The sequence below is a fragment of the Moraxella atlantae NBRC 14588 genome, from assembly GCF_001591265.1.
In the GTDB taxonomy this organism is placed as follows: Bacteria; Pseudomonadota; Gammaproteobacteria; order Pseudomonadales; family Moraxellaceae; genus Faucicola; species Faucicola atlantae.
Window position 1 is genome coordinate 1 of the sequence record NZ_BCUL01000024.1, and the last position, 20,056, is coordinate 20,056.

Annotated in this window: 13 protein-coding genes; 4 read left to right on the forward strand and 9 right to left on the reverse strand. The window is 50.5% G+C overall.

The features are described 5' to 3' along the window. Positions 1–291: 291 nt before the first annotated feature. From MA2_RS09400 to mutS, 6 genes are all read right to left on the reverse strand, one after another. Positions 292–762, reverse strand: a complete 471-nt coding sequence (locus MA2_RS09400; RefSeq protein ID WP_067059206.1) for a DUF11 domain-containing protein — start codon at positions 760–762, stop codon at positions 292–294. 258 nt (positions 763–1,020) lie between these two features. Then, on the reverse strand, positions 1,021–2,814 hold the full coding sequence (locus tag MA2_RS09410; protein ID WP_067059210.1) for an SdrD B-like domain-containing protein: 1,794 nt from the start codon (positions 2,812–2,814) through the stop codon (positions 1,021–1,023). A 99-nt stretch (positions 2,815–2,913) separates the two neighbouring features. After that, positions 2,914–4,758, reverse strand: a complete 1,845-nt coding sequence (locus MA2_RS09415; RefSeq protein WP_067059212.1) for a hypothetical protein — start codon at positions 4,756–4,758, stop codon at positions 2,914–2,916. Between the two features lie 235 nt (positions 4,759–4,993). Then, entirely contained in the window at positions 4,994–8,824 is a 3,831-nt protein-coding gene (gene metH, locus MA2_RS09420) for a methionine synthase (protein WP_067059214.1), read from the reverse strand. A 146-nt stretch (positions 8,825–8,970) separates the two neighbouring features. After that, the gene (gene fdxA, locus MA2_RS09425; RefSeq protein ID WP_067059216.1) at positions 8,971–9,294 is read right to left on the reverse strand and encodes a ferredoxin FdxA; all 324 of its coding nucleotides are present in this window, start codon (positions 9,292–9,294) and stop codon (positions 8,971–8,973) included. 89 nt (positions 9,295–9,383) lie between these two features. Continuing rightward, a complete protein-coding gene (mutS, locus tag MA2_RS09430; protein ID WP_115254021.1) occupies positions 9,384–12,353 on the reverse strand; it encodes a DNA mismatch repair protein MutS in 2,970 nt (989 codons plus the stop codon). A 272-nt stretch (positions 12,354–12,625) separates the two neighbouring features. On the opposite strand from mutS, the gene secA reads away from it, so the two are divergent. After that, a complete protein-coding gene (secA, locus tag MA2_RS09435; protein WP_067059220.1) occupies positions 12,626–15,457 on the forward strand; it encodes a preprotein translocase subunit SecA in 2,832 nt (943 codons plus the stop codon). 68 nt (positions 15,458–15,525) lie between these two features. Continuing rightward, positions 15,526–15,951, forward strand: a complete 426-nt coding sequence (locus MA2_RS09440; protein WP_067059222.1) for a hypothetical protein — start codon at positions 15,526–15,528, stop codon at positions 15,949–15,951. On the opposite strand, the gene MA2_RS09445 is transcribed toward MA2_RS09440, so the two are convergent. Genes MA2_RS09445 through tsaB form a run of 3 tightly spaced genes read right to left on the reverse strand, consistent with a single transcriptional unit; the run spans position 15,948 to position 18,459 of the window. After that, on the reverse strand, positions 15,948–16,808 hold the full coding sequence (locus MA2_RS09445) for a class I SAM-dependent methyltransferase (protein WP_067059224.1): 861 nt from the start codon (positions 16,806–16,808) through the stop codon (positions 15,948–15,950). The two genes, MA2_RS09440 and MA2_RS09445, sit on opposite strands and share 4 nt — an antisense overlap. 7 nt (positions 16,809–16,815) lie before the next feature. Beyond that, entirely contained in the window at positions 16,816–17,655 is an 840-nt protein-coding gene (locus MA2_RS09450) for an undecaprenyl-diphosphate phosphatase (protein WP_067059226.1), read from the reverse strand. Positions 17,656–17,706: 51 nt separating this feature from the next. Next, a complete protein-coding gene (tsaB, locus tag MA2_RS09455) occupies positions 17,707–18,459 on the reverse strand; it encodes a tRNA (adenosine(37)-N6)-threonylcarbamoyltransferase complex dimerization subunit type 1 TsaB (RefSeq protein WP_245945296.1) in 753 nt (250 codons plus the stop codon). A gap of 311 nt (positions 18,460–18,770) precedes the next feature. On the opposite strand from tsaB, the gene MA2_RS09460 reads away from it, so the two are divergent. Beyond that, complete coding sequence (locus MA2_RS09460; RefSeq protein ID WP_067059228.1) at positions 18,771–19,601, forward strand: oxygen-binding di-iron domain-containing protein; 831 nt, start codon at positions 18,771–18,773, stop codon at positions 19,599–19,601. Positions 19,602–19,656: 55 nt separating this feature from the next. Continuing rightward, on the forward strand, positions 19,657–20,056 hold a 400-nt coding region (locus tag MA2_RS09465), incomplete at its 3' end, for a class I SAM-dependent methyltransferase (protein ID WP_156470945.1).

The following is a 20,056-nucleotide window of genomic DNA, read 5'->3' on the forward strand; positions in this document are numbered from 1 at the left end:
CAACGCCTGCGGTGAGGATGTTTTGGTTAAAAGACAATTTTTTCATTGATGCTCCTAAAAGCAGTTAAATTAAACGACCCAGTTTAAAATAGTTAAAAAGCTGAGTTACAAAAGGTTGCGTTGTTACCATCATTGCAACCAGTTTTTGCACCATCATTGGCACTTTACTCACACTTTGTTGTCGCTTTGGGGATCGCCCCACTGTTGAAACGACACCACACTACCATTTTTGTCACTTTCGTCAGTCAAGTGTGCCAAAATTTGTCAGTTGGCAGGCTTGATCTTGCGCTATTAGCGCACTTTGACATTCATACTCACGGTGGCTTCTTGTTGGGCTGCCAAGTTTGGAATTACCCAACGCACAGCGCGGTATTGGTTTGCAGGAATTTGTACCTCTTTGCCATTGATGATCCGTTTGATTGGGATAGCCTCAAATGTCTTGCCATCTAGGGTGGCTAGCGTTGGCATGGGCGATGCTTCGCCGATATAAACCATGCTGGTAGGTACTGGCAAGGTCACCGCAAGGTTGGTCATTGGTTTGTCAATGTTGTTGCGGTAGGTGGCAGAGTACTGGATCACATCGCCGCTATTGGCACGGGTAACTGCTTTGAGCACGGGTTTGCCGTTTTGCATGACCAGTTGGTTGGCTTGGAGTTTGACGCTCAGTGCGTCAGCGGCTTGGGCATGGGTCATAATAGCCCCTGCAATGATCGCACCAGTGGCAAACTGCATGGCGCGTTTTGTGATAGAATTTTGTAACATTTTAACCCCTATTGTGTAGGTTTCGTGTAATTATATACGCTGCCCATCGTATTGCCAAACACTATTTTGTAATTCGGCAGAGTTTTCGATAAATGGTAATGTATGGGTTGCCAACGGCAAGGTTATCCAAAAACATCAACGTTGGTTGGTGCATAACGGTCAAATGGCTACGCAATTTGGCATAGGCAAAAGTGGCCAAAAGAGCTAGTGATAATGGGGTATCATGCGTGTTTTTCAATAAAATCACCGATAAGCCAATCATTTAATTTGATATTTGGTATTAAAGTATAAATTTGCCGATTTGTTGTTGCCGCTGCCAGGCAGACCAAAGCCACTGGTGGTGATAGTGGTAACGCCTTGCTCGTCGGTGTTGTAGCTTGCTTTTTTTGTGTCACAGGTGCTGCTGCTGGTGTTGTCACTGCCGCACAAGGTTGGCTGTGCAGATTGGGTATAGAGTTTATTGACGCGCTGGGCATCGTTCATCAAGGGGTCATTGATCACCACGTTGGTCAATGCTGTGCTGCCTGTATTGACTGCTTCGATACGGTAGGCAATGCATTGACCACGCTGTTCTTTTGTCAAGCTGATGGGTTGTTTGGAATAAGTCAGCGTTGTTAAGTTGGTGATGTTGCAGTCATTGGCGGCTTGGTATTTGTTGAGCGTCAATGGGCTGATGGTGCTGTCACCAAAGTTATTATTAGGGTAGCTGTATTGGGTGTTCGACAATGCCAGTTTGATGGTATTGGGGGTGGTATCAAAAAGGTAGTTGGGCAGGTTGTTGGGTTCGACCACGCATAGGGCGGTACTTGGCAGGCTGGTGCCAAGGTTAAAGCTGTAGCTGCCATCGCTTGCGGTGGTGGTGGTGTTTTTTGTTGTGCCATTGCAGTCGGTGAGCTTGACGGTTACACCACCAAGCCCTGTTTCACCGCTATCAAGTGTGCCATTGGCGTTAGCATCATGGTAGACTTTGCCTGAGATGCTATAAAAAGGCGCGGGGCTAGTAATGCCAAAGGTAATCCATTCATTAACGGTTTCGCCAACAGTATTGCCTGATGATTGGCTACTACCGTTCATAATCGCTTGATAGTCAATGGTGACACTCGCAGGATTGATGATATCAATGATATAGCTAGATTGGCTGTTGTGCATACCATAACTAACATAGCTACCACCGCTGCTAATGTTAGTGCCAGCAGGCATTGCCTGATAGGTATTGGCGTTCAGTGTAGATCTATCCTTAAAATAGTCATCAATGTTATAGCCGTTGGTGACGCTGCTAGGTGGTAATACGCCCCAGTGTTCACGTTGATTCTTAAAAGTCAATGCAGTTTGTTTTGTTGATATTTGAATAGCTTGGTTTGTTGCGCCTACAGTAGGATTTCCATAAACATTTAGATCTGGGAAGCGAAAAAAGTAAAGCTTTGAGTTATTAGAATCATCATAGCGAATTTGCTCTAAGGTGATGCTAGTATTATTGCTTGTAATTTGATGATAATTATTAGAAACACCTCGATAAGTTGCCATGAAATAATCACCCATGGCGTTATATTCTGGCGTAACTTTAGGGTTAGAGGTGAGCTTAGCGGATACAGATATAGCTGCTGGGCCTTGGGTATAGCTAAGCGTTTGTTTGGCAACTTCTGAGTTACCACCTTGGGTATTACCTGTTTGGGTAAGCTTAACCGTAAGTGGAATATTGGTGAATGCAGCATCAGGTGTGACATCTAGCCGATACGAGAATCTATCAAAGTGAATACTACTATCGCCATTATTTTTAATTTCCAGCCCGTTGGAAGAGCCAGTTACTGTTGCACCATTGTAGCCATTGATTCTAATAAGTGTTAGCTTATAACTACCTGTTACACCGTTATCAGTTTTAAACGTACCTGTCCATGTATCACCCGTTTTCGTAGGCGTATTAAATGTACCCAAGCCTGTTACAGCGGCATTCGCCTGCCCTGCAGCCATCAACGCCAAAACCGCCACCACCAACCGTGTGCGCCAACGACGCGTGCTACCATCATCTTTAACGTTTTGTACCATATCGTCCATCACCAACCAATTTTTAGGCAAAATTGATTTTACATCACAAAATATTCTAGCTAATACATCAACAAAAGTACACAAAAAAACGATAAAACGCCGTTTTTACTACCTAATCTGATACAGCGTATTAAAATACAGGTAAGCCGTCGAATTGGTTTGACCACGGGGTGCTAACATAAACGGCTGGGTGCTGATTGTCGTGATACCCGTGTTATCAACATTTGCCTGCACCCGTGTGTTGCTGCAATGATCATCTAAAACCCCACCAATACAGAGCTTTGCCATTGGCGTGGCGCGTAATGTTGAGATGCGCCCACGATCATTGGGTAACTTATCGGTAATGACAACCCGATCAAGCGGCAGAGTGCCTGTGTTGCTGGCTTTGATCCGATACGCGATACACTGGGTTTGCCCTTTTGCTGTCAGCACGGATTGGACAAAACCGCCGTCAAGCGCGCGCAGGCTTGGCGTGTTGCAATCAACAATTTGGTGGTATTTTTCTAGCACCAAAAGCCCGTTTTCTTTGGTGGTGTCGCCAAAGTGGTGGTTTTTGTATTCGTATTTGTCGCTAGCCAGTGTCAGCGCGATGGTGTTTTTGGTGGTATCACTGGGGTAGTCTGGCGGATTGGTTTCTACCAGACACACGTTTTTGTTGGTCGGTAGGCTGTCAAGAATAAAGCTATAGCCACCATCGGCAGCACTGGTGGTGGGATTGGCAGAATTGTTGCCAACGGCTAGATTTTTGCCGTTACAATCGGTGAGCGCGATTCGTGCGCCTGCAATGCCCGATTCGTTTGCATCGAGTTGGGCGTTTTTGTTGGTGTCGTTGAATACTTTGCCTGCGATGTAGTATTTTGGCGCGGTGCTCTCGATGCCAAAGGTGATGAATTCGTTCGCGGTTTCGCCTACCGCCTTGGTGCTCTGTTTGCTATTGCTGCTGCCAATCATAATACCTTGATAATTTAAGGTCACACTCTTAGGGTTTTTTACATTGATGATGTATTTTGAGGAGACGTTCTCCACACCGTAGCTTAAATAACTGCTACCGCTTGCGATTGTGCTACCCTCTGTCAATGCTATCGGCTTGGTTAAATTCGTTAAAGCAGCTAACTCATTGATGGTTGTCGGATTACTTGGTACTCCGCCATATGCAGAATCGTAATTTAAAGGAATTTCATTTTTTACAAACCAAGTGGTATCACTATTCGGCATAAAAGTGACCGTGTTGTTGGTACTGTATTTGTTACCGCTTGTCGATGCCGTGCCTGTAAGGGGTGCAAAATCGGGCAGACGGTAGAAATAAAAGGAAGTGTTGGAATCTACACGTAGCTGGGGTTCGCTTTGTGATACATTACTGATAAATGATTGACTATACAGTCTTTGAGTAAAAAAATTGAGGCCTAAAAGTCCTGTTCTCCTCTCGCCAACCTGTCCCATAAACATATCGCCCATGGCATTGTAAAATAGCGGTACAGCAGGGTTTGCGGCGACTGTTGCAACGGCTGTGCTACCTGTGGCAGCATCATTGGTATAAGACAGCGTTTGGCGCGCAAGCTCGCTGTTGCCATCTACTTGGCTATAACCTGTTGGCGTTTGGGTGATTTTAACAGTATTAATCAGCGTTGGGTTGTCAGGCGTTAGGCTGAGGGTGTAGCTAAATTTGTCATTAGAATTATTGTTTTGATCGTTAAAAATCATCAAGCCATTGCTACCGCCCGTCACCGTGGCAGGCAGGGTATAGCCGTTACTTGCGTTCATCGTGAGTGTAAAGCGTCCTGTGCCGCCGCCATCTGCTGCCACATAACGCCCCGATACGCTACCGCCTTGACTGATTGGCACCGATGTGCCGCCATCAAGCGTAAACGTACCTAAGCCACTGACCGCCGCCCACACTGACGACCCACACGCCCACGCCAGTAGCACCACACCCACCTTGCCTAATTGCTTCATCTTGCCTCCCGACAAGCCGCTAACGCGCAATGACAAAAAAGTTTTGCCTCATCACAATTGATCACCGCATCAACACCGTACTGCATACAGCTTACGATCAATGGGCATGATTTTTTAATTATCAAGTATTCATTTATAATTATAAGCGCAAAATATAGCAAATTAAATACACTATGCTATAAAAAAAACAGCCCATATAACGGACTGTTTTTTTAATAAATTGTTATTTAAACGGCTACAAATTTGGATTGAGCCACTTTTGCGCGGTTGGCAAATCCCAGTCTTTACGCGCGGCATAATCGGCGAGTTGGTCTTGGCTGATTTTGCCCACGTTAAAATAGTCACTGTCGGGGTGGCTGTAATAAAAGCCTGATACGCTTGATGGCGGATACATCGCGTAGCTTTCGGTCAAATAAGTACCGATGGCAACGGTGGTATCTAGCCAATCAAACAGCTTACCTTTCTCGGTGTGGTCGGGGCAAGCTGGATAGCCGGGCGCAGGGCGAATGCCAACGTAGCGTTCTTTAATCAGCTCATCGTTGCTCAGCTGCTCGTCGGGTTGGTAGCCCCAATACACCTTGCGCACTTGTTCGTGCAGCGACTCGGCAAAGGCCTCGGCAAAACGGTCACACAACGCTTGCACCATGATGGCGTTGTAGTCATCACCGCGCGTTTTGTACGCGTCGGCAAGCTCGTCCGCGCCAAAGATAGACACGGTAAAGCCGCCCAAATAATCGCTGCCGTTGGCGGTAGTTGGGGAGATAAAATCAGCCAAACTGTAGTTGGGCTTGCCGCTGGCTTTGTCAGACTGTTGGCGCAAATACTCAAAGGCGAATTCGGCATTGCCTGCGTTGTCATACACGGTTACCGTGTCGGGCGCGGTGCGGCGCGCGTGGGCAAGGCGGATTACGGCTTTGGCGGTGACCTTCTTGTGGGTAATCAAGTCATCAAGCATGGCTTGTGCGTTGGCGAATAGGTCACGCGCCTCAGCGCCGACAACTTCATCGTCAAAGATTTTCGGGTATTTGCCGACCAGTCCCCATGAGATAAAAAACGGTGTCCAGTCAATGTATGGCACAAGGTCTTGTAACGGGTAGTCATCAAACACCACTTGCCCCAGCTGTTTGGGTACGGGTGGAATATAGTTGTCCCAGTCATAGCGAAAGCCTTGCGCGATGGATTCGGCGTAGGATAGTTTGGCGGCTTTGGGTTGGCGGTTGGCAAGGCGTTCGCGCACCTCGCTGTATTCTTGGCGCAGCTCAGCGATGTAGTCATCGCGCTTGTCTTTGGACAGTAGCATGGTGGCAACACCGACCGAACGGCTGGCATCAGATACGTACACCACCGCGTCGTTTTGGTAATTCGGCTCGATTTTGACTGCGGTGTGGGCTTTGGAGGTGGTCGCACCGCCAATCATCAACGGAATGCTGAAGCCTTGCTCCTGCATTTGTTTGGCGACGTATACCATTTCATCAAGACTTGGCGTAATCAAGCCTGACAGCCCGATGACATCGACGTTTTCGTCTTTTGCCACTTGTAAGATTTTTTCACACGGTACCATCACGCCTAGGTCGATGATTTCATAGCCGTTACAGCCAAGCACGACGCCGACAATGTTTTTGCCGATGTCATGCACGTCGCCTTTGACGGTTGCCATCAGTACCTTACCTTTGGATTCGCCTGCGACTTTTTCCGCCTCGATGAATGGGTTGAGCCATGCCACGGCTTGCTTCATGACGCGCGCGGATTTGACGACTTGCGGCAAAAACATCTTGCCTGCGCCAAACAAGTCGCCGACGACGTTCATGCCGTCCATCAATGGGCCTTCGATAACATCCAGTGGACGCGGTAACTTGAGCCGTGCCTCCTCGGTGTCTTCGTTGATATAAGTGGTGATGCCTTTGACCAAGGCGTATTCGATACGTTTTTCCACCGATTCATTGCGCCATGACAAATCCGCAACGTTGTCTTTTTTCTTGCCGCTGGCGTAGCTTTCCGCCACTTGCATCAGATGGTCGGTGGCTTCTTGACCTGACGCACCTTGCTTGCGGTTTAAAATCACGTCCTCAATCGCCTCACGCACGGCAGGGTCAATGTCGTCATACAATTCCAACATGGCAGGATTGACAATGCCCATGGTCATGCCGTTGTTGATGGCATGGTACAAAAACACGGCATGAATCGCCTCACGAATCGGGTTACCGCGAAACGAAAACGACACGTTGGACACGCCGCCTGATACCATCGCATTGGGCAGATTGTCGGTAATCCAGCGCGTGGCGTTGATAAAGTCAACGCCGTAGTTGTTGTGTTCCTCAATCCCTGTGGCAACGGCAAAAATATTGGGGTCAAAAATGATGTCTTCACTGGGAAAGCCAACTTCATTGACCAAAATGTCATAGCTGCGCTGACAAATCTCGATTTTGCGCGCCTCGGTGTCGGCTTGTCCGTTTTCATCAAACGCCATCACGATAACCGCCGCGCCATAACGGCGGCACAAACGGGCTTTTTGGACAAATTCGTCATAGCCTTCTTTGAGCGAAATTGAATTGACCACCGACTTGCCTTGCGTACATTTTAGCCCTGCCTCGATGATATCCCATTTAGAGGAGTCAATCATTAACGGTACGCGGCTGATATCAGGCTCACTGGCGATGAGATTGACAAAATGCACCATCGCGCCGTGACTATCAAGCATGGCTTCATCCATGTTGATATCAACAATTTGCGCACCGCCTTCGACTTGGTCACGGGCAACGTCCAACGCCTCGGTGTAGGCTTCATTTTTGATTAAGCGTAAAAACTTCTTTGATCCCGTGACATTGGTGCGCTCGCCGACATTGACAAACAAGCTGTCACGCGTGATGTTAAATGCCTCAAGCCCCGACAAACGGCAAGCAGGCTGATAGGCAGACCGCGTGCGCGGCGTATGTGGGCTGACCTGCGCGATAATCGCCGCGATATGCGCAGGCGTCGTACCACAGCAGCCACCGACGATATTGACCAATCCTTGACGCGCGTACTCACCAACCATCGCCGCGGTTTGTTCGGGCGTTTCGTCGTATTCGCCAAACTCATTGGGCAAACCTGCGTTGGGGTGGGCAGAAACGAACGTTTCGCACACATCGGACAAAGTTTTGATATGGGGGCGTAGCGCGTCAGCCCCCAACGCACAGTTAAAACCGATGGAAAGCGGCTCGGCATGGCGTACCGAATTGTAAAACGCCTCTGCCGTCTGCCCCGACAGTGTACGCCCCGATGCGTCTGTAATCGTGCCTGAAATCATAATCGGCAAGCGGTAGCCGATGGTATCAAACACCTTGAGCACCGCAAAAATCGCTGCCTTGGCGTTTAGGGTGTCAAACACGGTCTCGATCAGCAGCAAATCGGCGCCGCCTTCAATCAAAGCAAGCGCAGCCTCGGTGTAGTTGTCGGCAAGCTCATCAAAAGTCACGTTGCGATAGGCAGGGTCATTGACATCGGGCGAAATCGATGCGGTGCGCGATGTCGGGCCTATCACACCTGCGACAAACCGCGGCTTGTCGGGGTTTTGCGCGGTAAACTCATCGCACACCTCACGGGCAATACGCGCCGCCTCGCGGTTGATCTCAACCACCAAGTCCTGCATGCCATAATCCGACATCGAAATTTGGGTCGCATTAAAGCTGTTGGTCTCAATGATATCCGAACCTGCCGCCAAATAGCTTCTATGAATCGCTTGGATAATCTGCGGTTGGGTCAGCACCAGCAGGTCGTTGTTGCCTTTGACATCGCGGTGAAAATCAGCAAAGCGGCTGCCACGATAATCGGCTTCTTGCAGCTTATAGTTTTGAATTTCTGTACCCATCGCGCCATCAAGAAACAACACGCGCTTGCCAAGCAGCTGGCTTAGGCGTTGTTGGTTAGCCGCTTGTTGGGCTTTGTAGGGCAAACATTCAGGCGGCGTTAGGCGAAAATTGGCAGGATTATGCGGTGCGTGGTTGGTGGGTGCGGTGTCTGCTGATGTTGGGGCATGGTTGGTGACACCTGCTTGCTGGGCAGTGTCAGGATGGCAACAAAACTTCATGAATAAATCTCGGAAATTTTAATAAGTTGTCTAAGTTAAGCAAATTGCAGGCAGAGATAGGTATTATAACATACGCCAATTTTTGTACACTTGGCAAAAATAAAGCCCGATATCGTCATCGGGCTATGGGTGTGCTATAAAAAATTCTAGCGTTCAAGGTATTGCAATTTGTTGGGCACACCATCCCATTCTTTGGCATCGGGCAGTGGCTCATGCATACTGGTGATATTGGGCCATTGCTCAGATAGCTCGGCATTGAGCGCAATAAACTGCTCTTGCCCAGCAGGCACTTCGTCTTCTGAGAAAATCGCATTGGCAGGGCATTCAGGCTCACACAACGCGCAGTCAATGCATTCATCGGGATTGATGACAAGAAAGTTTGGCCCTTCATAAAAACAGTCCACAGGGCACACTTCCACACAGTCGGTGTATTTGCAGCGGATGCAATTATCAGTCACAACAAAGGTCATAGCGGCGGCTACCTTAAGCTATCAGTTATCAAAAAATTGTGCGTAAAAATAGCAAAAATGCAAAAGAAATAACACGGTATTGTAGCGCGTTAGTCCGTTTTTAACAATTCTTTTAACGCATAAATAAATTCAAGCGCGGCTTTGGGCGTCATGGCGTTGGGGTCAAGCGCGGCAAGTTGTGACAACGCATCGGCTTGCTTGGCAGATAGTACAGGGGCAGACGTGGCGAGGCTTGTCTCATTGGTTGTAGCATTGGTTATAGCGTTGTCCTGCGCAGTGGGCTGAGCGCGTGGCTCGGCATGGTCTTGCAGATACTGCGCCGCCATCGCCAGCACAGCGTTGGGTACGCCTGCCATCTTGGCAACGTGTAGCCCAAAGCTGCGGTGGGTGCTGCCGTGGGCGATTTTGTGCATCAGCAGCAGCTGCCCTGCGACTTCTTGCGTGACCACGTGTTGGTTGAACATGGCAGGGTGGCTTTCGGCAAGTTCGGTCAGCTCAAAGTAGTGTGTGGCAAACAGCGTCAGACAGCCAAGGCTTGCCAAGTGCTTGACGCACGCGTAGGCGATCGCCAAGCCATCTTGCGTGCTGGTGCCGCGTCCGACTTCATCCATCAGCACCAGCGCATTGGCGTGGGCTTGGTTCAGGATATTGGCGGTTTCTATCATTTCTACCATAAAGGTTGATTTGCCGCCTGCCAAGTCATCGGCCGAGCCGATACGGGTAAAAATGCGCTCAATACGCCCAATATCCGCCGCTTGCGCAGGCACAAAGCTGCCACAACACGCCAACAGCACAATCAGCGCGGTTTGGCGCATGTAGGTTGATTTACCGCCCATGTTCGGGCCGGTAATCAGCATCAGGCGTTCAGGTTGGGCAGGCGTGCCCAGTTGGCAGTCGTTGGCCACAAAGCCCTCGCGGGGTGCGTGGCTGTGCTGGTGACGCGCTAGGCTGGCTTCCACCACCACATGGCGTCCGCCTTGAATGTCAAGATAAGCCGCTGGCTGATCGGCATTGGATGCCAGACGCTTGCCAAAGGTTGGGCGACACCACACCGACGCACCGCCGCTCAGATCATCAAGGCGGGTCAGCGTGACCCAGTTTGCCAACACATCAAGGTAAGCAATCGCACGCGCCAATCGCTGTAGGGCAGGCAGTTGCCCTTGTAGTTGCCCCATGAGCTCGTCATACAGGCGTTTTTCACGCGCGATGGCTTGGCTTTGCGCGGATAAATACGCCTCTTCAAGGGTTTTGAGCTCTTCGGTGATAAAGCGTTCGGCATTTTTGAGGGTTTGGCGGCGGCTAAAGTGGGCAGGCGCGTGCATGGCTTGTGCCGCGCTCAATTCAAAGTAAAAGCCGCTGACTTTGTTAAAACCGACTTTGATGGGCAAATTGTGCGCTTGGCGTTCTTTATCCGCCAATTGCTCAAGCGTTTCTTCAACATTGTCATGCAAATGGCGCAGCCTGTCGAGCTCAGGGTCATAACCCGTCTGGATCACGCCACCGTCGCGGGTGTGGTTGGGCGGTACGTCTTGGATGGCTTGCTTGAGCAAGGCGATCAGCTGGGCAAATATATCGGCATTTTGTCCTGTTGCGTCATTTGCACCCACCTCAGGCAACTGTTTGGCAAGCATCGGCAACAGCGGCGTATCGGCATTGAGCGTGGTGTGGGTGGCAATCAAATCACCAAACCACATTGCCAACTGACCGCTTAGGGTGGTCGCGTCTAGCAAACTTTGGCGCAGTTTGACCAAATCGGTCGGCTTTGCCGAACCTAGCCCAATGCGTCCACCGATGCGCTCGATATCGCCAATTGCCGATAGCGTCTGGCATAGCGCAGCAAAATCGCTCGGCGGCAATGCCATCAGCTGCTCAACCGCATCAAGGCGGCGATTGATCAGTGTGATGTTGAGCAAGGGTCGGTGCAAATGGTGCACCAACGCGCGTTTGCCCATCGGCGTGCGGCAATGGTCAATGACGGACAATAACGTAACGCCCGATGCCAGTACAGGTTTAAAAATTTCTAAATTCTGCTGACTGATGGCATCAAGCTGCAAAAAATCTGCCGCTTGCTCTAGCCGAATATGGCTGATATGCGCCAAATCTGCTTGTTGGGTGTGTTTACCATAATGCAGCACCACCGATGCTGCGGCAATACTCTCAGGCTTATCTGCCAGTCCAAAACCTGCCAACGTGGTTACATTGAGGTGTTCGGTGAGGTGCGCCTCGGCGTTGCTAAGCAAAAAATGGCTATGCGGCTGGCGCATGATGGGCACGGTTTTGTCGGCAGTGGTTGCATTGAGTGATGTTTGGGTCAGCACATCTTGCAGCCACGTCTGCCACGCGTCAGTCAATGCTTCATCAATCAGCACCTCGCTTGGGTCATAGCGCATCAGCTCGGCACTCAGTTGATGCTGCATATCCGCTAGGCTGTTAGCGGTCAGGTAACTGGCACGAATGCCGCCTTGGCTTAAGTCCAATTCTGCCAATCCAACCGCCAACGGTGACTTGGCAAAACACAGCGCCAACACCGTTGGCGTTTGCCCGTGGGTAATCAAGCTATCATCGGTGAGCGTGCCTGCGGTGAGGGTGCGCACGACTTTACGCGCCATCAGCTTTTGGTTGGCTTTGCTGGTGGATTCGGTGGATTTTTTGTTGGTTTTGGCTTTGCTGGTTTTTTGGGGGTGTGTTTTGTCACTCGGCTTGTCGTCGGGTGTGCCTTCCTCGACTTGCTCACAAATCACCACGGTTTGCCCAGCGTTGATCAGCCGCGCGATATAGCCATCTGCCGAATGAAATGGCACGCCTGCCATCGGGATGATGTTGCCTTGTTTGTCGCTGCCGCGTTTGGTCAGGGTAATACCCAAAATCTGCGCCGCGATTTTGGCATCATCAAAAAACAGCTCATAAAAATCGCCCATGCGGTACAGTAGCAGCGCGTGCGGATAGTCCGCTTTGAGCGTCAGATATTGCTGCATCATCGGCGTGTGCTGCGACAAATCGATCAGGTGGCTGTTGGCGGTGTTAGATGGTGCGGCGGTGTTCATGGGCGGTGTGGGCATTGTAATCGCTGAATGGGGCAAAAATAAAATCCTTTAGATGGCGCCATTGGCAAAAAATCCAATGGGTTGATGGCAAATGTCGGCATATCAGCCAAGCTGTAGTCAGCGTCAATACAACGAGTGCTCAATGCCTAACAAGTGTTATCCCCTCAAACCTTGTATCTTAAAACCAAAAACCCATATATAATAGCAAAATTTGACCGCGCGTTTGAGCCGCGTTGTCAAACCATCTTTTTTAGCCAATTTAGGTTTCATCAAGTTAGGACGTTGCAATGCTCGGCAAAATGTTAGGTAAAGTCATCGGTAGCAAAAATGACCGTGAACTCAAGCGAATGCGCAAACTGGTCGATAAAATCAATGCCTTAGAGCCAAGCATTAGCCCGTTAAGTGACAGTGACTTGACCCAAAAAACCGCCGAATTCAAACAACGCTATGAAGGCGGTGAGAGCCTTGATGCGCTCTTGCCCGAAGCGTTTGCCGTGTGTCGTGAGGCTTCACGCCGCGTGTTGGGCATGCGCCACTACGACGTACAGCTGATTGGTGGTATCACCTTGCATGAAGGCAAAATCGCCGAAATGCGCACGGGTGAGGGTAAAACCTTGATGGCGACACTGGCGATTTACTTAAACGCCATCAGCGGCAAAGGCGTGCACGTCGTCACCGTCAATGACTACTTGGCACAGCGTGACGCAGAGCTCAACCGCCCGTTGTTTGAGTTTTTGGGGCTTACCGTTGGTGTGATTTATGCCCAACAAGACCCACAAGAAAAGTTTGCCGCGTATGCCGCCGACATCACCTATGGCACCAACAACGAATACGGCTTTGACTACCTACGCGACAATATGGTCGAACGCCTTGAGGACAAAAAACAACGCGGCTTAAATTACTGTATCATTGACGAAATCGACTCGATTTTGATTGATGAAGCACGTACGCCGCTCATCATCTCGGGACAAGCAGAAGACTCAGCCGCACTGTACACACTGATCGACACCATCATTCCGCGCCTAAAACGCTCAGAGACCGAAGAAGGTAACCGCGAAAATTTGGAGCAAGACTTTTGGATTGATGAAAAAAACCGTCAAATCGAAATCAGCGAAAAAGGCTATGAAAAAATCGAGCGGTTTTTGGTCGAAAAAGGCGAGCTTAGCGAAAACGAAAGCCTATACAGCGCGGCGCGTTTGCCATTATTGGCGCACGTGCAAGCTGCGATCCGCGCCCATCATTTGTTTGTCAAAAACATTCACTACATCGTACAAGACGGTGAGGTGATCATCGTCGATGAAAACACGGGGCGCACCATGCCAGGGCGGCGTTGGTCAGAAGGCTTACACCAAGCCGTCGAAGCCAAAGAACACGTCGAGATTCAAGCCGAAAACCAAACCTTGGCTACCACCACCTTTCAAAACTACTTTCGTTTGTATGACAAGCTGTCTGGCATGACAGGGACAGCGGACACCGAAGCGGCAGAGTTTAAACAAACTTATGACCTTGATGTGGTCGTAATCCCAACGCACAAACCCATTCAGCGCGTAGATTTAAATGACCAAATTTTCTTGACCAAAATGGGCAAGTATCAAGGCATTATCCGCGAAATTAAACGTATCAAAGAAAGCCACGCGCCGATTTTGGTCGGTACGGCGACGATTGAAGCCAGTGAAGTATTGTCTGAGCTACTAACCGCCGAAGGCATTGCCCACAACGTGCTCAACGCCAAACAGCACGAGCGCGAGGCTGATATTATTGCACAAGCAGGTAGCCCCGATGCGGTGACGATTGCCACCAACATGGCAGGGCGCGGTACGGATATCATCTTGGGCGGTAACTGGCAGGCTGAACTTGCCAAATTTGACCACGTCACCGACGAGCTGCGCGACGCCTACAAAGCCGAATGGCAGGCGCGTAACCAACAAGTCTTGGCGGCAGGCGGCTTACACATCATCGGCTCAGAACGGCACGAATCGCGCCGTATTGACAACCAGCTACGCGGACGGGCAGGGCGACAAGGTGACCCAGGTGAGTCGCGGTTTTTCTTGTCACTAGAAGATGACCTTATGCGTATCTTTGCAGGTGACCGCGTGGTCAATATGATGCGCGCGATGGGGCTTAAAGAAGATGAAGCCATTGAGCACAAAATGGTGTCGCGCTCGATTGAAAACGCCCAAAGTAAAGTAGAAAACCGTGACTTTGACGCGCGTAAAAACTTGCTCAAATACGATGACGTTGCCAACGAACAGCGCAAAGTGATTTATAAACAGCGTGACGAACTGTTGGCACAAAGCGATTTACAAGCCGCGGTTGAAGGTATGCACACCGAAGTCTACAACGCTTTGATTGACCAATTTGTGCCACCAGGGTCGGTTGATGACCAATGGGATATTGACGGGCTTGAGGACGAGCTTGAGGACAACTTTCGCCTACAAATGCCGATCAATGACTGGCTAGATGCGGACAAACGCCTAGATGAAGTCGGCTTGCGTGACAAAATCATCAATGCCGCGTTACTCAACTACCGCGCGCGCCGCGAGCAAATGGGCGAGGACACCGCCGCCTATCTTGAGCGCGTATTTATGCTGCAAAGCCTTGATCGGCATTGGAAAGAGCACCTCAACCAGATGGATCAACTGCGTAAAGGTATTCACCTACGCGGCTATGCACAAAAAAATCCTGAACAAGAATACAAGTCTGAATCGTTTACCTTGTTCCAACAAATGCTGGGCGCGATCAAATCCGACACCGTACAAGACCTATCACGCGTGCATATCCCAACGCCAGAAGAGCTTGCCGAGCTTGAACGCCAACGCCAAGAACAAGCCGCTGCCATGCAAATGCACTTTGAGCACCAAGAGATCAACAGCTTGACAGGCGAAGTCAGCGCAGACCCCGACACGACCACAGACAACCAAACGCGCGCCAATCGCGGCGGTAGTGTGAATTATCAATTTAGCGCGCCTGTCGTCTTGTCTACCCCTGATGCAACTGACGCTAACCACGAGACAGACGCGGTACAAAACCCGTACGCAGGCTTGCCGATTAGTCGTAACGCACCTTGTCCATGCGGCTCGGGGCTTAAATACAAACAATGCCATGGCAAAATCGCCTAACCGATTGGGTGTAGGTCGATTGCGTACAGCCAAGCTAAGTTTAATTGTGATATTTTAAAGGGTGAACCATGTTTAGCAACACATCACGTTGGTTGGGCTTTGTCGTCGCCGTAGCCGCCGTTAGCGGTTTGAGCGCGTGCCAAAAACACGACGAGCAAGCCGCCGAAACCACCACCGCGTCCGTCACCGAGCCGCAGGTCATGCCGATGTCTGCCGCACCTGCCGATGATGACAACAACGCGCCGCCGCTAATCAACGAAAATACCGCCGCATTAGACGCAGGTCCTGACGTCAATGCCAATGCCGCAAGCGCGGACGCGCCTGTAAATGACCAGCTGCCTGCTGCCACGGGCGCAGATGGCGAACCGCTAGAAGGCGCGGTAGATAATTCTGGTATGGATAATATCAGTGAAAACGATCAAGTCATTGACAATGAACCTGCTGACCCCAACGCACCCAAAGCCACCGACAGCGATACCGCACCACAGCGTTAATTCAGCCAGTCACGACAACGCTGCCAAATCTCTGCCTTGTGATAGCTATCAAAGCGAATCAAAGTGTTTGTCGTGCTGTCCTGTGGCGGCAAATCGGCTAAAAATGGCGCGGTTTTCGGGCGTTTGACCAACACTCTGCCGTCATTGGTGAGTACGTTTGCTGCGTGCTGAAGTAAGGCGATTTGCTCAGCAAAATTGGGCGCAAGGGTGAGCGTGTGTAAGGCTTGCATGTGTTTATTGACCGCGCTGGCGTAGCTGGCGGTGGGAAACATCGGATCAAGCAACACACGGTCAAACGCTGGCAAATCGTTGGGCATTTGCCATGCGGTAAAATCGGTAAAATACAAGGTTAGCCGCGCCAACAGCTTGTGCCAATGCGCGTGCTGCTGCATATCTGCCCGTTCAAATGCCAATAACGCAAACAGCGCAGGTTCACGCTCTAGCATGGTGACACTTGCGCCTGTACTGGCTAAAATCAAACTATCGTGCCCAAATCCTGCCGTTGCGTCCAGCACGCGCATTGAGGGTTGGATTTTGGCGGCTTTGAGCAATAACTCAGATTTTTTGCCTGCCGCAACCACGCGCTGCTGCAAACTGAGCCAATGCGGCGCAACGCGCAGCGGTTGTTGGTTTGTGCCATAGCTCAGCAAGCTTAGCCCATCATGTTCTAATAACAAACAACCGCTTGGCAGCTGCTGCAAGTCTTTTTGCTTGAGCCGAGCTTTTGCACTGGATAAAACCCTTGGTATTAGCGTTGGCGCGTTGGGATAAGCCGCCAACACCGTTTGTATAGGTGACAAACGCTCAGTCGTGGCGGCATCGGCTTGCACCACATACACATCAAGCATTGGCGGCATCAAATGATCAGCTCGCAAATTGGTAGCCAAAACCGTAATACGCCACCAGCACAATCCCGCCTGTGACAATACGCAGCCACGCAAAAATGGTGAAATCTTGTCGACTGACCCACGCCACCAGCCAACGAATACAGCCAAGCGCGACGATAAACGACACCAACGTGCCGACAGCCATCACCGCCCAGTCTTGCGCTGAGGTCAAAACGTGATGGTGCTTGATGAGCGCCAACAAACCTGCCCCAACAATCACAGGAATGCCCAAGAAAAACGAAAACTCTGTTGCTGCTTTGCGCGATGTGCCCAACCACAACGCACCGATAATGGTCGCGCCTGAGCGTGACGTACCAGGCAACAACGCCAAGCATTGACACAGCCCAATCGCTACCGCTAGTGGTATGCTGATGTTTTCTGCCTCTTGCGCCTTGATAATATGTGGGCGACGCTCAACATAAAAAATCAGCAACGCGCCGATGATTAACATCACCGCAACCAACAGCGGATTAAACAGCGTCTCGATATAATCTTTGACCGTAAAGCCCAAAACCATCACAGGAATGGTGGCTGCAATCAGCGATAGCCCCAACTGACGCGGATTGGTCATGCCCTCGGCGCGCCCTGTGATCAGTCCCATCAGCGCGTTCCACAGCCGCCCCCAGTACTGATACACCACCGCCAAAATCGCGCCCAGCTGAATAAACACAATAAACAAATCGCGCTTTTCGGGCGTCCAAAACCGCATCACATCGGCGGATAAAATCAAATAACCTGTACTTGAGATGGGTAAAAACTCGGTCACCCCCTCAACCACACCCATCACCGCTGATTTGAAGAGTAAAATTAAATCCATCGACACGCACTCTATGTGATCAAGTTATAAAATCCAAAACCAACACAACAGTTAAGCATTGCGTTTGGCTTTATCGGCTTGTTGCTCGGCAAGAGTTTTCCAAGCATGGTGGCGCAAATACACAGGCAATGCCGCCTGTGCAGGCACACCGCCGTCTGTTGCCCATTGTGCTGCCGCCAATTGCCCAATTACCGCTGCGCTGGGCGCGTCGATTGTGATAACAGGCTGATTGTCATGTGGGCTAAGCAATGCCCCGTCTTTGACCAATGCCCAAGTTTGCGGCGTTTGGCTACCATAATCGGCTAAGCGTTCGGCATTTGGCTCGGGGGTAGATCTAGCCGACGCTTCGGCGGTCAGTGTTTCGATCACAGGCTGCATCAAGCCTGTGGCGGCATCCAGCGCAAACGCGCCCAAGTACACCTGCTGCATACGCGCATCTAGCACCGCATACGCCTGCGCCAAGCCATGCGCCTGCCAAGCAGTTTGCGCCAATGCCTGCAAACTTGACACAGGCACACACGGCACATCGTGAGCAAATGCCAATGCCTGCGCCACTGCCGTGTTAATCCGAATACCGCTAAATGCGCCCGGCCCTCGGTTAAACGCAATCGCTGTCATATCCGCCACTTGCACACCTTGCGAACGCAACACGTCATCAACCAATGGCAAAATCTGTTGGGTTTGCGCGCGGTTACCTGCTAGCGTCTGCTCGGCAACGGTTTGCCCTGCCGTATCGACCAACGCCACCGAACACTGCGCAAACACGCTATCTAACGCCAAAATCATGCCCGTATCGTCTGCCATTATTTCGCTCTTATGCTCGCTGTATATTTTGTGCCTTAAAATAGCCGCTATCATACCACCAAACACCGCCAAATGGTTGGTCTTGGGCGGTTTTTAGCCAAATTTTGTCGCTTGAGTAGACGGTAACAACGCTTTTTAAGCCTCAGCATCACATCACAATAATTCATGACTGGTATTGGGGAAATAGTCGCAACGGTGCTATAATACCTCACACCAAGTGTGGATAAATTTTGTTCACGCCACACGTTATATTGTATGGGATAAATTTGATAACGCATTGATTACCAATGCGTTTTTTAAGATAGGTGAATATGGCAGGGCAAGTAATTTTTGACAACGGTGACCACAAGGTGATTGTATTTAGCGACTTGGTCGCAGGCGATGGTGTACAATCCAACCAGTTTTTAGTGCTGCACAGCAACGACGGCGAAACCCACGGCGCGGTGATAGACCCAGGCGGGGATTTGACTTATACGCCGCTGACGCTCGCGCTGCTTAGACACACCGACATTCGTCATGTGCGTTATGTCATCGGCTCGCACCAAGACCCCGACATTATCGCGTCGCTACCGCGTTGGCTGCTGCACACCGACGCGACGGTGGTCATCTCTAAGCTGTGGGAACGCTTTTTGCCGCATTTAAATTCGGCGTTTAACACAGGGCGGTTACAAGTTGGCTATATGGAGCGGCTGATTTCGCTGCCCGATACAGGCGCGTCACTCAAGCTTGGCAATACCCAGCTGATTGCCTTGCCTGCACACTTTTTGCATTCTGAGGGCAATTTTCAGTTTTATGACCCGATTAGCAAGATTTTGTTTTCAGGGGATATGGGCGCGTCGCTGATGGGCGACCCACACGTGCCTGTTGAGGATTTTGACGCGCATGTGCCATCGATGTTAGGCTTTCATCGTCGCTATATGGTCAGCAACAAGGTCACACGCCTATGGGCAAATGCCGTGCGTGAGCTTGATGTTGAGATGATTGTGCCACAACATGGTAAAGCGTTTGTTGGGCATGAGACCATCGATAAGTTTTTAAATTGGATTGGTGATTTGCCGTGCGGCATTGATTACTTGAGCCAAGCCAACTACAATTACAAAGCATTGGTTGAGCAAACCTTGCAAAACCCCGTCGCTTCATAGGCTTTGGTGACGTTTTGCCAAGCAACAGCCAATGCCACTACCATGAGGAATTGCATTGGCTGCTACGCCCTTAACCGCCGCCCACTTGCCAAATTTTGATGCCTGCGCCACCGACTATGACGCGCTCACGCCGATTCAGTCGCAAGCTGCTGTTCAGCTAGCGCGGCAAATAGCGGTACACGCATCAACCAATCAAACGGTTTTACCCAAACAAACGTTGCCAAATTGCTGGCTGGATGTCGGCTGTGGTACAGGCAAGCTAAGTGCGGCGGTATTGGCGCAATGTGGCAAGCAGCCTATGGCATCAAGCCTTGCCAAGCTGTACGGTGTGGACAATGCCTCTGCCATGTTGGCCCAGTGGCAGGCGCGGTGCAAAGCGTGGCTACAAGCAAACCAGTTGCCAACGGCGGTTTGCCAACCATCGTGCGCGGATATGGCGGCGTTGCCATTTGCCG